General features: G+C 68.2%; 8 protein-coding genes. 3 read left to right on the top strand and 5 right to left on the bottom strand.

The features are described 5' to 3' along the window. Positions 1-21: 21 nt before the first annotated feature. From glgB to glgX, 3 genes are all read right to left on the bottom strand, one after another. A complete protein-coding gene (gene glgB, locus FB560_RS09560) occupies positions 22-2,223 on the bottom strand; it encodes a 1,4-alpha-glucan branching protein GlgB (protein ID WP_141872144.1) in 2,202 nt (733 codons plus the stop codon). After that, positions 2,220-4,292, bottom strand: a complete 2,073-nt coding sequence (locus tag FB560_RS09555) for an alpha-1,4-glucan--maltose-1-phosphate maltosyltransferase (protein ID WP_141872143.1) — start codon at positions 4,290-4,292, stop codon at positions 2,220-2,222. Before FB560_RS09555 ends, glgB begins: the two co-directional genes overlap by 4 nt. 66 nt (positions 4,293-4,358) lie before the next feature. Next, positions 4,359-6,431 (bottom strand): glycogen debranching protein GlgX, encoded by a 2,073-nt coding sequence (gene glgX / locus FB560_RS09550; protein ID WP_141872142.1) that lies wholly within the window; start codon positions 6,429-6,431, stop codon positions 4,359-4,361. Positions 6,432-6,524: 93 nt separating this feature from the next. On the opposite strand from glgX, the gene FB560_RS09545 reads away from it, so the two are divergent. From FB560_RS09545 to ligA, 3 genes are read left to right on the top strand one after another with little or no spacing between them, the layout of a single operon-like run. Beyond that, positions 6,525-7,697 carry a cysteine desulfurase family protein gene (locus FB560_RS09545; protein ID WP_229673143.1) on the top strand — a complete coding sequence of 391 codons (1,173 nt, stop codon included), beginning with the start codon at positions 6,525-6,527 and terminating at the stop codon, positions 7,695-7,697. Between the two features lie 9 nt (positions 7,698-7,706). Next, a complete protein-coding gene (gene mnmA, locus FB560_RS09540) occupies positions 7,707-8,804 on the top strand; it encodes a tRNA 2-thiouridine(34) synthase MnmA (protein WP_141872140.1) in 1,098 nt (365 codons plus the stop codon). Between the two features lie 58 nt (positions 8,805-8,862). Continuing rightward, positions 8,863-11,199, top strand: a complete 2,337-nt coding sequence (ligA, locus tag FB560_RS09535; protein ID WP_141872139.1) for an NAD-dependent DNA ligase LigA — start codon at positions 8,863-8,865, stop codon at positions 11,197-11,199. A gap of 138 nt (positions 11,200-11,337) precedes the next feature. Here ligA and FB560_RS09530 read toward each other — a convergent pair whose 3' ends face one another. Further along, positions 11,338-13,176: a DEAD/DEAH box helicase gene (locus FB560_RS09530; protein ID WP_407662553.1), complete on the bottom strand. Its 1,839-nt coding sequence runs from the start codon at positions 13,174-13,176 to the stop codon at positions 11,338-11,340. A gap of 47 nt (positions 13,177-13,223) precedes the next feature. Next, positions 13,224-14,924, bottom strand: a complete 1,701-nt coding sequence (locus FB560_RS09525; RefSeq protein WP_141872138.1) for a long-chain-fatty-acid--CoA ligase — start codon at positions 14,922-14,924, stop codon at positions 13,224-13,226. Positions 14,925-14,947: the final 23 nt, after the last annotated feature.

Raw genomic sequence — 14,947 nt, 5'->3', positions numbered from 1 at the left:
GCCGTCTCGACGGCCCCGAGCTCAGCCTCGGCTGATGGTCGGCACGTGCGGATCGTTCTGGTGGCGCAGCCAGATGGTAGACAGCGCCGGCAACGTCATGGTGGCGGTCGGGGTGTCACCGTCGGAGTGCGCGTAGACCAGACCGAGGTTCCCGGAGCCGCGCCCGCCGTACTCGCCGGCGTCGGTGTTCAGGATCTCCTGCCACACGCCCTCCTTCGGAAGTGACAGTCGGTACCCGGCCCGCTCCACTCCGGCGAAGTTGCTGACGACGATGACTCTGCCCCCATGGGCATCCCGACGCTCGAATGCGATGACCGTGGGATCCCAGCTCGGTGCACCGAGGCGGGAGAAGGACGAGCCGTCCCCGTCGCGCTCCCAGAGCGGCGCCTGGGCGCGATAGGTCCGGTTGAGCACCCCGACGAAGTCCTGCAGCTGCCGGTGCGAGGGCTGGTCCAACAGCCACCAGTCGAGCTCTCGGCCCTCCGACCACTCGGCGAGCTGGCCGAACTCCTGCCCCATGAACAGGAGCTTCTTCCCGGGATGGCCCCACATGTACGCGAGGTAGGCGCGGACATTGGCGAGTTTGTGCCAGTGGTCTCCCGGCATCTTCGCGAGCAGACTGCCCTTGCCGTGCACGACCTCATCGTGGCTGATCGGCAGGAGATAGTTCTCGCCGAACGCGTAGACGAACGAGAAGGTCATCTCGCCTTCGTGGTGCGAGCGGAACATCGGATCCCGTTCGATGTACTGGAGCGAGTCGTTCATCCACCCCATGTTCCATTTGAACCCGAACCCGAGCCCGGCGTGGTCGGTGGGAGCAGTGACGCCGGGAAAGCTCGTCGACTCCTCCGCGATCATCATGATCCCGGGGTGGAGGCGGTAGGCGGTCGCGTTGACCTCTTGGAGGAACCGGATCGCCTCCAGGTTCTCTCGACCGCCATGGATGTTCGGCTCCCACGCGCCGGCCTCCCGCGAGTAGTCGAGGTAGAGCATCGAGGCGACCGCGTCGACGCGCAATCCGTCGACGTGGAATTCGCTGAACCAGAACAGCGCGTTCGCGACGAGGAACCCCCGCACCTCGGGCCGACCGTAGTCGAAGATCAACGTGCCCCAGTCCTGGTGCTCACCCCGGCGCGGGTCCGGGTGTTCGTAGAGCGGCTGACCGTCGAAGCGCGCGAGTGCGAAGGCGTCCTTGGGGAAGTGACCGGGAACCCAATCCATGATCACGCCGATTCCGGCCTGGTGCAGGCGGTCGATCAGGTAGCGGAGGTCGTCGGGGCTCCCGAAACGGCTGGTCGGGGCGTAGTAGCCGCTGACCTGGTAGCCCCAGGAACCCCCGAAGGGATGCTCGGCGAGCGGCATGAACTCGACGTGCGTGAAGCCGGTGTCGGTGACGTGCTGGATGAGCGGCTCGGCGGCCTCGCGATAGGTGAGACCACCGCGCCACGACCCGAGGTGGACTTCGTAGACCGACAGGGGCTGCGCGACCGCGTGCGTCGCCGCGCGACGCGTCATCCAGGCGCCGTCCGTCCAGCGGTAGGAGGACGTCGCGACGATGGAGGCCGTCGCGGGTGGGACCTCGGCGTGAGAGGCCATGGGGTCGGCTTTGAGGATCCAGGCTCCCTCGCGGGTCCGGATCTGGAACTTGTAGTGATCCCCGGCGCTCAGCCCGGGGATGAAGAGCTCCCAGATGCCGCTGACGCCCATCGATCGCATCGCGTGCGGCTCACCGTTCCACCCGTTGTGGTCGCCGACGACGCGCACGGCGGTGGCGTTCGGTGCCCACACCGAGAACGCGACACCATCCTCGCCGTCCAGAGTGCGCGGGTGTGCGCCGAGGACATGCCACAGTCGTTCGTGGCGTCCTTCCGCGATCAGATGGAGGTCGAGGTCGCCCAGCGTCGGCAGATGCCGGTAGGGGTCGCCGGCGATCGTCTCCTCGTCGTCGCCGTACGCGGTCGCGAGCCGATAGGCGACGGGCGGCCCATCGTGCCGAGCTTCCCAGATCCCTTGAGCGACATGCGCGAGCTCGAGTCGAGTGCCGTCAGCGAAGACGGCCGCCACGTACGATGCGAGCGGTCGGCGGGCGCGGATGACGGTGGAGGTCCGATCGGCCGCATCGGTGATCGGGTGCGAGCCGAGCACTGAATGCGGATCATGGAACGAGCCCGACGCGATCGCCTCCCATTCGGTGGATGCCGCGACGTCTTCGATGTAGCTCATGACCGCTCCTTCACCTTCAGGATGTGCACCGGCTCCGTGAAGGCGTCGAGGCGTACGTAGTTGTGGTCGTTCCAGGTCCATACTGCTCCGGTGAGCAGGTCCTCGACCTCGAAGCTCTCGCCGGGCGCGACGCCCCAGACGGTGGTGTCGAGATGCACGGTCGTCTCGCGGACCGAATGGGGGTCGACGTTCGCGACCACGATGATGGTGTCTGCCCGGCCGGTGCCGGTGAAAGCGGCATCCAGATGCTTGCTGTACACGAGCACGGCGTCGTCGTCGCTCCAGTGCGTGCGGAAGTTGCGGAGTTGGCGGAGGGCCGGGTGCGCGCGACGTATCCCGTTGAGGGAGCGCAGGAGCGGGGCCAGAGAGTCGCCTCGTCGCTCCTCACCATCCCAATCCCGGAACTTGTACTCGTACTTCTCGTTGTCGATGTTCTCTTCTGAACCGGGACGGGCGACGTTCTCGAAGAGCTCGTAGCCCGCGTACACGCCGTACAGGGGAGCGGCGGTCGCGGCGATGCACGCACGGATGCGGTAGGCCGCTCGGCCTCCGAACTGGAGGTACTCGGTCAGGATGTCGTGCGTGTTCACGAAGAGATTCGGACGCATGTAGTCGCTGGTCTCCTGCGACACCGAGGTGAGGAACTCCTCGAGCTCCGACTTGGTGTTGCGCCAGGTGAAGTAGCTGTAGCTCTGCTGGAATCCGACGGCGGCGAGAGCGCGCATGACGGCGGGACGCGTGAACGCCTCGGCCAGGAAGATCACGTCGGGATCCGCCGCATTCACGACCGAGATCAGCCATTCCCAGAACTGCAGCGGCTTGGTGTGCGGGTTGTCGACCCGGAAGATCTTCACGCCCTGATCCACCCAGTGCTGCACGACGCGCAGCATCTCGGCGTAGATGCCCTCCGGGTCGTTGTCGAAGTTGAGCGGATAGATGTCCTGGTACTTCTTGGGCGGGTTCTCGGCGTAGGCGATCGTGCCGTCGGGGAGGGTGGTGAACCACTCCGGGTGTTCCGTGACCCACGGATGATCCGGGGACGCCTGCAGGGCGAGGTCGAGTGCGATCTCAAGGCCCTCCTTCCGCGCCGCGCGGACGAACGCACGGAAGTCCTGTGCCGTGCCCAGGTCGGGATGGATGGCATCGTGTCCGCCATCCGCCGAGCCGATCGCGTAGGGAGATCCCGGATCGCCGGGCTCGGTGGTGAGGGTGTTGTTGCGCCCCTTGCGGTTCGTCTCGCCGATCGGGTGGATCGGCACGAGGTAGAGCACGTCGAAGCCCATGGCGGCGACCGCGGGGAGCCGCTTGGCGGCTGTGCGGAACGTCCCGCTCTTGACCGTGCCGTCCTTCAAGCGCTTCGCCCCTTCGGACCGCGGGAAGAACTCGTACCAGGCTGCGACCCCGGCGGCGGTGCGGTCCACGACGATCGGGTACGCATCGGACGTGGAGGTCAGGGTGATGACAGGCCGATCCGCGAAGATCCGGGCGAGAGCGGCATCCGTCGACAGCGCCAGAGTCGTGGCCGGATCGCCCGCACGGAGGGCGGCGGCATCCGCGCGCAGCCGCGTCCGCTGGGTCGCCGGACGATCCTTCTCGGCCGCGGCACGCGTGAGCAGCTCGGCTCCGAGCGCCGCCATGATGTCGACGTCGACGCCGGCCGCGACCTTCAACGATGCGGCGTGGGCCCAGGTCGCGAAGTCGTCCGAGAACGCCTCGAACCGATAGGTCCAGGGGCCCTGCACGTCGAGCGCGATGTCGGCGGCCCAGCGATCCGTGCCGTCGTTGCGGGGCGTCAGCCGATGCAGGCTCTGCTCGCCGTGCGGATCGGTGAGCCGGACATGCACCCCGATCGCGTCGTGACCTTCGCGGAACGAGACCACGCTGAACGGCACGACCTCTCCGACGAACGCTTTCGCCGGGAACCCGCCGGGAACCGAGGGGGAGGCGTCAGCGAGGGGGAGCCGCGTCGCGCGGAGGCCGTCCCTGCCGGTATCACCGACCAGGACGCGCGTCGGGATCTGAGCGGAGCTCCGAAGAGCCGAGGACCGGGTACCAGCACGTGCAGCCACACCCCGAATGTACCGCGCAGAAGGTGCCGCGGGTAGCGACCGCACCGGGTGCGTCGGCGGGCGACGTCATTCCACCCGGAAGAGCCTCATCGAGGTGCCGGGGATCGGCAGCACATCGCCCGGTGCGAACACCTCTTCGGTGCCGGCCGGACGCTCATCCGCACTGGACCAGAGCGACACGAACCGCGTCGCGTCCTCGATCTCGGCGGGGAGTCGCACATCGATCGGCGACTCCGTGCCGTGCACGATGAGCAGGATCCGGTTGTACTGCTCACGATCCGGGGTCGACGCCGCGACGTACTGCAGCGTGCGATTGCCGGGGTCCGTCCACTGCGCGCTCTCCATGGTCTCGCCGTTCTGGTCGAACCAGTCCATGACCGAGGCGTTCGGGATGTGCTCGCCGAGGCGGGCGTAGCGGCTCGGTCGCAGCGCGGGATTCGCGGAGCGCAGCTCGATGAGCCGGGAGACGTGCGCGCGCAGATCGTTCTGCCACGGTTCGAACTCCCAGCCGAGCCAGGTCATCGCGGAGTCCTGCGCGTACGCGTTGTTGTTGCCCCGCTGCGTACGCCCGACCTCATCGCCCGCCGTCAGCATCGGGATGCCGGCGGAGAGCAGCAGGGTGCCGAGGAGGTTGCGCATGGCCTTGCGGCGGGCCGCGAGGATCGTCGGGTCATCGGTCGGACCCTCCACGCCGTGGTTGAACGCGCGGTTCATATCGGCGCCGTCGCGGTTGTGCTCGCCGTTCGCCTCGTTGTGCTTGACGTCGTACGACACCAGGTCGTGCAGGGTGAACCCGTCGTGGGCGGTGACGAAGTTGACGCTCGCGAGCGGGCCTCGATTCTCGCTGAACGTGTTGGAGGAGCCGGCCAGACGTGTCGCGAAGCCGCCGATGCCGACGGGGGCTGAGGCACGCCGCGCGTAGTCGATGTCACTGAGCCAGAAGTTGCGGACGCGGTCGCGGTACCGGTCGTTCCACTCGTGCCAGCCTGCCGGGAAGTTCCCTGTCTGCCACCCGCCGAGGCCCACGTCCCACGGCTCGGCGATGAGCTTTGTGTCGCGCAGGATCGGGTCGTTCGCGATGGCCGTGAGGAGCGGATGCTCAGGCGTGTAGGTGTGCGACGCGTCGCGGGCGATCGCGGCGGCGAGGTCGAAGCGGAAGCCGTCGATCTGCATCTCCTGCGCCCAGTAGCGCAGAGAGTCCAGCACCAGTCGCGCGCCCGCATCCGTCGACGTGTCGAGCGTGTTTCCGCATCCGGTGGTGTCGATGTAGGCGCCCGATTCATCCTGACGGTAGTAGCTGGCGTTGTCGATGCCGCGCAGGCTCGATCGCGGGCCCCCGATGCCCTCTTCGGACGTGTGGTTGTAGACCACGTCCAGGATGACCTCGATGCCGGCCTCATGCAGGAGCCGCACCATGCCCTTGAACTCGGAGAGCACGGCCTCTGGCCCCTGCTTGCGCGCATCCTCGCTGGCATACGCGTTGTGCGGCGTGAAGAAGTTGAGGGTGTTGTATCCCCAGTAGTTGGTGAGTCCGCGTTCGAGCAGTCGCGGCTCCGGCACGAACGCGTGCACGGGCAGGAGTTCGACCGAAGTGATCCCGAGTTCGCGGAAGTACGCGATCATCGCGGCATGCGCCAGCCCGGCGTACGTGCCGTGCAGGGCGGGCGGGACGTCGGGGTGGCGCTTGGTCAGGCCTTTCAGATGCCCCTCGTAGATGACGGTCCGGTCGAGAGGGATACGGGGCTTCTGCGAGTCGCCCCAGTCGAAGCCGTCGACGATGACGACGGAGCGCCATTCCTCATATCCATCGCCCTGCGCCAGGCCCCGCGCGTAGGGGTCCAGAAGCATGGTCTCCGGATTGAACGTGTTCCCGGGACCATGAGGGCCGCCGACCCGGATGGCATAGCGCGTTCCGGGCTGAAGCAGCGGTGTCGTGACCTGCCAGATGCCGCCGGGGAGACGCTCCAAGGCGACCTGGTCGGTCGCCCAATCGAGGTCGGTCGCATCGAAGACGACGAGTTCGACGGATGAAGCGTTCTGCGACCAGACACGGAGGGTGCCGACACCGTCGTGCAGGCGCACGCCGAGGTCGTCGAGTGCGGTTCCGCCGGGCGCAGTGAAGTCTCGGGACGCGGGCATGAGTACACACTAGGCGGATGTGACCCGGTGTCAGGACATCGTGCACTCGGTTCCCCGCGCCCTGGGGGTGCCGAAATGCGGGAGCATGGACTCATGCACTATCTCGATCACGCGGCGACCACGCCCTTGCGGCCCGAGGCGCGCGACGCCTGGCTGGCGGCGTCGGAGCTGGTGGGCAACGCCTCGTCGACGCACGGTGCAGGTCAGGACGCTCGACGGATCCTGGAGGAGTCGAGGGAGCGCGTCGCCGCTGTGCTCGATGCCGATCCCATCGAGGTCGTCTTCACGTCGGGCGGCACCGAGTCGATCAACCTCGCTCTGCAGGGTCTGTGGCACGCACGGGCCGACGGGACGGACGGCATCGTGCTCCCCGACGCGGAACACCACGCGACCATGGACACGGTCGCGGCGCTGGCGGCCGATGGTGCCTTCGTGCGAGCGGTTCCCGTGCGGGCGGACGGGAGCATCTCGTCGTCCGATTTCGCGGAACGACTGCCCGGTGCCGCCCTGGCCACCGCCCTCGTCGCGAACAACGAGGTCGGCACGATCAATGACGCACCATCGCTGACGTCGGCCGCTGCTTCCGCCGGCACGCCCCTGCACCTCGACGCCGTCGCCGCGCTCGGGCACCTTCCGCTGTCCTTCCGGAATCTCCGCGGGGCGGCCGACGCGGGGACGGGATTGGTCGCACTGAGCGTCGCGGGTCACAAGATCGGAGCACCGGTCGGCGTCGGCGCGCTCGTGGTGGCACGTACCGCGAAGCTGACTGCGCTCCTTCGCGGTGGTGCGCAGCAGCGCGGCCTTCGCGCCGGAACGCAGGACGTCGCGGGGGCAGTCGCGTTCGCGACGGCGATCGAGCTCGCGGAGCAGGAACGGGAAGGGGAGAGCCTGCGCCTCGGAACGTTGCGTGATCGCCTGGTCTCGGGGATCAGATCACGTGTCCCCGCCGCGGAACTGCTCGGCGCCCCTCGGGATCGTCTCCCCGGCAACGCGCATCTGCTCTTCCCGGGTGCTGTCGGCGAGAGTCTGCTGTTCCTCCTCGACGTCGCCGGAGTCGCGGCCTCGACCGGATCGGCATGCCAGGCCGGTGTGGCGGAGCCTTCGCACGTCGTGATCGCGATGGGGCGTGACGAGAAGGATGCCCGCAGCGTGCTGCGATTCACGCTGGGCCGGACATCCACCGAAGCGGATGTGGATGCCGTGCTGCGCGCCATCGCCGAGGCCTACGTGCGCGCATCCGGGTCCGGCACAGGCGCACGCTCGTAGACTGGACGCATGCGGATACTGGCAGCGATGAGCGGGGGAGTGGACTCCGCCGTGGCGGCTGCGCGCGCCGTGGAGGCAGGACACGACGTCGTAGGGGTGCATCTGGCGCTTTCGCGTGCAGGGGGCACGCTGCGTACCGGCAGCCGTGGCTGCTGCACGATCGAGGACGCGATGGATGCGCGCCGGGCCGCCGACAGGCTCGGCATCCCGTTCTACGTCTGGGACTTCTCCGAGCGGTTCCGGGATGACGTGATCGACGACTTCATCGCCGAGTACCAGGCGGGGCGCACCCCGAACCCCTGCATGCGCTGCAACGAGAAGATCAAGTTCGCCGCGCTGCTCGAACGGGCGATCGAGCTCGGATTCGATGCGGTGTGCACGGGCCACTATGCGACCCTCATCGAGGGCGAAGCCGGGCTGGAACTGCACCGCGCCTCCGACAACGCCAAGGATCAGTCGTACGTGCTCGGCGTGCTGAACGCGGAGCAGCTCGCCCACACCTACTTCCCGCTCGGCACGACGCCCTCGAAGGCGATCGTCCGCGCGGAGGCGGCGGAGCGCGGTCTCACGGTCGCTCAGAAGCCCGACAGCCACGACATCTGCTTCATCCCCGATGGCGACACACGCGGCTGGTTGGCCGAGAAGGTCGGAACGGCCACGGGTGAGATCGTCGATCGCTCCGGAGCCGTCGTGGGCTCGCACGAGGGAGCGCACGGCTTCACGGTCGGGCAGCGGCGCGGGCTCAAGCTCGGTGTGCCCGCGGCCGACGGCAAGCCGCGCTTCGTGCTGGAGGTGCGGCCGGTGTCGAACACGGTCGTGGTCGGCCCCAAGGAGGCACTCGCGATCGGCGAGATCTCGGGCGCGCGGCACAGCTGGGCCGGCGCTGGACCCACGGCCGCCGAGTTCGCGTGCCATGTGCAGATCCGCGCACATGCGGAGCCGGTGCCCGCGACGGCCTTCGTCACCGTGGATGGTGTGCGTGTCGTCCCGGAGCAGCCGCTCGACGGTGTCGCCCCGGGCCAGACCGCCGTGCTGTACATCGGCACCCGCGTGCTCGGTCAGTTCACGATCGATGCGACCGTGTCGGCGGTGCCTGTCGGCGTGTGACGGCGGCGGGCCAGCGAGGCACCGGAACGATGTCGGTGCGCGCTCGTAGACTGACGGGGTGCCTGAGAACATCTCGTTGGAAGACGCCCGCATCGAGGCCGAGGAGCTGACGACGCGCATCCTCGAGGCGAAGGACGCGTACTACGGACGCGACACCTCCGTGGTCGATGACTTCACCTACGACGGCTGGATGCACCGTCTCGAGGAGCTGGAGCGCCTGCATCCGGAGCTCCAGGGGCAGGACTCGCCGACGCAGATGGTCGGAGCGGCCGAGGCGACAGGGCTCGCGACGATCGAGCACGCCGAGCGCATGCTGAGTCTCGACAACGTGTTCTCGATCGACGAGTTGAAGGAGTGGGCGGCGAAGACGCGCGCCTCCGCCGGACGTGACGTCGCGTGGCTCACGGAGCTGAAGATCGACGGGCTCGCGATCAATCTCCGTTACGAGAACGGAGTGCTGACTTCGGCGGCGACGCGCGGCGACGGGCGGGTCGGCGAGATCGTGACAGAGAACGCGCTGCGGCTGCCCGAGATCCCGCAGCGGTTGTCGGGCGACGGGCATCCTGCGATCGTGGAGGTGCGTGGCGAGGTGTTCATCCCCGTCGCCGCCTTCGAGCGTCTCAACGCCGCGCAGGCGGCCTTCCGTGACCGCGCCTACAACGAAGCCCTGAGCCGGTGGGAAGCCCGTGGCGGGGCCAAGAAGCCGTTCGACGAAGAGAAGGCGAAGACCGCCGCGGCGCGACGGTTCCCGTCCTTCGCGAATCCCCGGAACGCGGCCAGCGGTGGGCTGCGGCAGCAGATCGACAAGAAGGACGGGCTCGAGCTCGAGGCCGGACTCCTGCGCATCGACTCGCTCGCGCTCTACGTCCATGGCATCGGGGCGTGGGAGAACCCTCCGGTCGCCTCGCAGAGTGAGGTGTATGAACGTCTCGCCGAATGGGGACTCCCCACGAGCCCGCACACGAAGGTGTGCCGGAGCATCGACGACGTCGCCGACTTCGTGGCCTACTTCGGTGAGCATCGGCATGACGTCGAACACGAGCTCGACGGCATCGTGGTCAAGGTCGACGAGCTCGCCCTCCACGATGAGCTCGGTGCCACCAGCCGCGCTCCGCGCTGGGCGATCGCCTACAAGTACCCGCCGGAAGAGGTGCAGACCACCCTCCTCGACATCGTGGTGTCGGTGGGACGCACCGGGCGCGCGACTCCCTTCGCGGTGATGGCTCCTGCGCAGGTGGCGGGATCCGTGGTGCGCCAGGCGACGCTGCACAACAAGGATGTCGTCAAGGCGAAGGGCGTTCTGATCGGTGACACGGTCGTGCTGCGCAAAGCGGGTGACGTCATCCCCGAGGTCCTGGGCCCGGTGGTCGAGCGTCGGGACGGCTCCGAGCGGGAGTTCGTGATGCCGGAGAACTGCCCGGAGTGCGGCACCCCGTTGCGGGCCATGAAGGAGGGCGACATCGACCTCCGCTGCCCGAACGCGCGTTCCTGCCCCGCACAGGTGCGCGGTCGCGTGGAGCACATCGGCTCGCGCGGAGCGCTCGACGTCGAGGCTCTCGGTGAGGTGACGGCTGCGGCGCTGACGCAACCGACGACGCCCGCCGTCCCTCCGCTCGAGACGGAGGCCGGACTGTTCGCTCTCACGCTCGACCAGCTGGTGCCGATCGAGTTGTTCGTGCGCGACTCCGAGACAGGCCTCCCGAAGGAAGACGACGACGGCGTGGTCAAGACCAGGGCGCCGTTCCGTCGCAACCCGACCGCTGCCGAGAAGAAGGCGGGCAAGGAGGGCCCTCAGCCCTCGTCACAGGCGCTGACGCTGCTGGCCGAGCTCGAGAAGGCCAAGACCAAGGAGCTCTGGCGGCTGCTCGTGTCGCTGAACATCCGGCACGTGGGCCCGGTCGCGGCCCGTGCGCTGGCTCAGTGGTTCGGATCGCTCCCAGCCATTCGTGCGGCGTCGCGAGACGAGCTGGCCGCTGTCGAAGGCGTCGGCGGAATCATCGCGGATTCGCTGCTCGATTGGTTCGAGGTCGACTGGCACCAGGAGATCGTCCAGGCATGGTCGGATGCCGGTGTCCAGTGGTCGACTCCCGGACATCCCGGCCCCGGCGCGGACGTGGTCGTAGGCGGAGTGCTCGACGGGCTGACTGTGGTCGCGACGGGTTCGCTGGACGGATACACGCGTGACGGCGCGCAGGAGGCGATCATTCAGGCGGGCGGCAAGGCCGCGTCGAGCGTGTCCAAGAAGACCGATTTCGTGGCCGCAGGTCCCGGCGCAGGTTCCAAGCTCGCGAAAGCGGAGGAGCTCGGCGTCCGAGTCCTGGATGCTGCGCAGTTCCACATTCTCGTGACGGAGGGGCCGGATGCCCTCCCGCCCGTCGATCCCGAGGGCTCGTGAAGCGCTGTCGACCGCTGATCATGTGCCCGAGGTCGTGTGCCATCGGGAACCGCGCACGGATCACCCGCGTCTGACGCCGAAGTGAACAAAGGAGCGGGGCCGGCGAACCGGTCCCGCTCCTTCTGTGTCCTACGAGCTTCAGGCCTTGTGGCGCGGCTTGCGGAAGGGCTTCTCGTCGCGATCCGTGCGTGCAGGTCGCTCGTCGCGGTCGCGGCGCTCGAAGCGGTCTCCCCGACCACCGTCGGCGTCGCGCGGTCCGCTGTTGCGTCGACCGACCGGGCCGCGGTCCGGCTTGATCTCGATCAGACGACCGGAGATCCGGGTGTCACGGAGCTTGTCCAGCACAGCAGGGCTGAGGTTGGACGGGAGTTCGACGGTCGAGAAGTCGGGGCGGATGTTGATGACACCGAAGTCATCGCGTCCGAGCCCGCCCTCGTTCGCCAGTGCGCCGACGATCTGACGCGGCTCGACGCGGTGGCGGCGGCCGACCTCGATGCGGTACGCGGTGTAATCGCCGCGGCCACGGCGCTCGGTGCGCGGTTCGCGGGGTTCCCGCGTGCCACGCTCGCGCGGTGGGCGGCTGTCGGCTTCGAGCGCCTTGGCGAGCGGATCGTCTGCCGGGTCGAGCAGCAGCGGGGTGTCGCCCTGCACGACGATCGCAAGAGCCGCGGCCACATCGGCCTCGGGCACATCGTGATTGCGGACGTAGTGGGCGATCACGTCCCGGAACTTCTCGACACGTGCGGCGTCGCCGAGCGCGGCGGTGATCGCATCGTCGAAGCGCGCGAGACGCGTGGTGTTCACGTCGTCGGTGCTGGGAAGCTGCATCTGCGTGGGAACCTGACGCGTCGCCTTCTCGATGTGCTTGAGGAGGTAGCGCTCGCGCGGCGTGATGAAGCTGATCGCGTCACCGCTGCGTCCGGCACGGCCGGTGCGTCCGATGCGGTGCACGTACGACTCGGTGTCGGTGGGGATGTCGAAGTTGATGACGTGGCTGATGCGCTCGACGTCGAGGCCGCGCGCGGCGACGTCGGTGGCGACGAGGATGTCGAGCTTGCCGGCCTTGAGCTGGTTCACGCTGCGTTCGCGCTGCACCTGGGGGACGTCGCCGTTGATCGCCGCAGCGGAGTAGCCGCGTGCACGCAGTTTCTCGGCGAGCGTCTCGGTCTCGTTCTTGGTGCGGACGAAGACGATCATGCCGTCGAAGTTCTCGACCTCGAGGATGCGGGTCAGCGCATCGACCTTCTGCGCGTACGAGACCACGAGGTACCGCTGCGTGATGTTCGTGCCGGTCGCGGTCTTCGACTTGATGCTGATCTCTTCAGGATCGCGCAGGTACTTCTGGGCGAGTCGACGGATCTGCGGAGGCATGGTCGCGGAGAACAGGGCGACCTGCTTCTCGGCGGGCGTCTGCGCGAGGATCTGCTCGACGTCCTCCGCGAAGCCCATCTTCAGCATCTCGTCGGCCTCATCGAGCACCAGATACTTCAGCTCGGACAGGTCGAGGGTGCCCTTCGCCAGGTGGTCCATGATGCGACCGGGCGTTCCGACGATCACGTGCACGCCGCGACGCAGCGCGGACAGCTGCACGCCGTACGCCTGTCCGCCGTAGACGGGCAGCATGTGCACGCCCTTCATCTTGGAGGCGTAGGACTCGAAGGCCTCGCAGACCTGCAGCGCGAGTTCACGGGTCGGCGCCAGCACGAGCGCCTGCGGGGACTTCTGCGACACGTCGAGGCGTTCGAGGACGGGGAGCGCGAAGGCCGCGGTCTTACCCGTTCCGGTCTGGGCCATACCGACGACATCACGTCCGCCCAGCAGGGTCGGAATCGTCGCGGCTTGAATGGGGGAAGGGGTCTCGTATCCGAGATCACGGATCGCCTTGAGGACGGGCCCGGTGATGCCGAGTTCCTCGAATCCGGGGGTCGCGGGGGAGTCCTCGGGGGCGTCGGTCAGCACTGCATCTTCAGGAGTCACTGACCAAGGGTAGCGTGGCGCGCTGCTCCCTGCCTGTGAGGGCGTCCTCAGGAGCCGCTCGTGAGGGCCAGGAGCTTCTCCTTGACCTGACGACGGAGCACCTTTCCGATCAGCGACTTCGGCAGTTCGTCCACCACGAAGATCCGGCGCGGCACCTTGTACGGGGTGAGGATCGTGCGGGCGAACTCGCGGATCGCTTCGACATCGAGGTCCGCTGCGCCATCGATGACGATCGCGGCCACGACCTCTTCACCCGAGTGATCGCTGGGCAAGCCGACGACCGCGGCATCCACGACCTGCGGATGCTGGCGCAGCGCGTTCTCGACCTCTGTGGGCGCCACGTTGAAGCCACCGGTGATGATGAGTTCCTTGATCCGGTCGACGATGCGGATGAAGCCGGCGTCATCGACCGTGACGATGTCGCCGGTGCGGAACCAGCCGTCCACGAACACCGCGTCGGTCTCCTCGGGCTTGCCGTAGTAACCGGCGAAGACCTGCGGTCCCCGCACGAGCAGCTCGCCGGCCGAACCCGCGGGGACGTCGGCACTCGGATTCTCGGGATCGACGACGCGGCATTCCGTACCGGGCAGCGGAAGGCCGACCGTGCCGGGCACCCGGTTGTCGGCCACCGGATTGGCCATCAGCACCGGCGAGCACTCGCTGAGTCCGTAACCCTCGACGAGGAAGCCGTGCGTCGCGGCCTCGAACGGGACCACGAGTTCGTGAGGCAGCGCCATGGCTCCGGAGATCGCCACCTCGACACCGGCGAGTGACACACCCTTCTGGGTCGCGGCGGCGAGCAGCCGGTCGGCGATCGGCGGGACGAGGGGGAGGAACGTCGCCGGGTGCTTCTTCATCACATCGAGCACCAGGTCGGGGTCGAACTTCGGGAACAGGACGAGGCGTGCTCCCATCGACATCGCGAACGTGAGACAGAGCGTCAGGCCGTACGCATGGAACATCGGGAGCACGGCGTAGACGACGCATCCCTTGCCGCGCTGGATGGACGGCACCCATGCCTGCGCCTGCGCGGCGTTCGCGAGCAGGTTCCGATGCGTGAGCGCCGCCCCCTTCGGGGTGCCGGTCGTTCCGGACGTGTACTGGATGATCGCCAGGTCATCCGTGGCGGGGCTCGGGTGCGCGGAGGGGAGCGGATCGGACGCGAGCAGAGTCTCCCACGGGACGGTTCCCCGCACCTTCTCGGTCAGCGCCGCTCGCGACTCGCGCGCCTTGGCCACCGGCAGTCGGAGAGCGAAACGGGTCAGGAAGGGCATCGACCGGGTGACATCGACCGAGATGAGCGTGCTGACCGCCAGATCGGCGGGGAACTCCTGGACCGTCGCGACGACCTTGTTCCACACGATCGCGTGCTTCGCGCCATGGTCTTCGAACTGCTTGCGCAGCTCGCGCGGGGTGTAGAGCGGGTTGTGTTCGACGACGACGGCTCCGAGCCGGAGCACCGCGTAGAACGCGATGATGTGCTGCGGACAGTTCGGGAGGACGATCGCAACCGGATCCCCGGCGCGCACCCCGCGGTCGCGCAGGCCGGCCGCGGCCCGCTCGATCGCCTGCTGCAACTCCGCATACGTGGTCTCTCGACCGAAGAACTGCAGGGCCGGCGCGTCGGGGTAGTCCCGCGCGGACGCGGCGACGATGTCGATCAGCGAGCCCGAGACGGGGCTGAGGTCTTCCGGGACACCGGCGGCATAGCTGGCGACCCACGGGCGAGGAGGCTGGAACGTGCTCACCCGCTCAGCATAGGCCGCGCCCG

The organism is Microbacterium saperdae, assembly GCF_006716345.1.
In the GTDB taxonomy this organism is placed as follows: Bacteria; Actinomycetota; Actinomycetes; order Actinomycetales; family Microbacteriaceae; genus Microbacterium; species Microbacterium saperdae.
This window is presented reverse-complemented; position numbering and strand designations above follow the sequence as displayed.

Coding starts and splice junctions, on each gene's coding strand:
- FB560_RS09545 (WP_229673143.1), top strand. CDS start 6,525: ATGCACTATCTCGATCACGCGGCGACCACGCCCTTGCGGCCCGAGGCG.
- mnmA (WP_141872140.1), top strand. CDS start 7,707: ATGCGGATACTGGCAGCGATGAGCGGGGGAGTGGACTCCGCCGTGGCG.
- glgX (WP_141872142.1), bottom strand. CDS start 6,431: ATGCCCGCGTCCCGAGACTTCACTGCGCCCGGCGGAACCGCACTCGAC.
- glgB (WP_141872144.1), bottom strand. CDS start 2,223: ATGAGCTACATCGAAGACGTCGCGGCATCCACCGAATGGGAGGCGATC.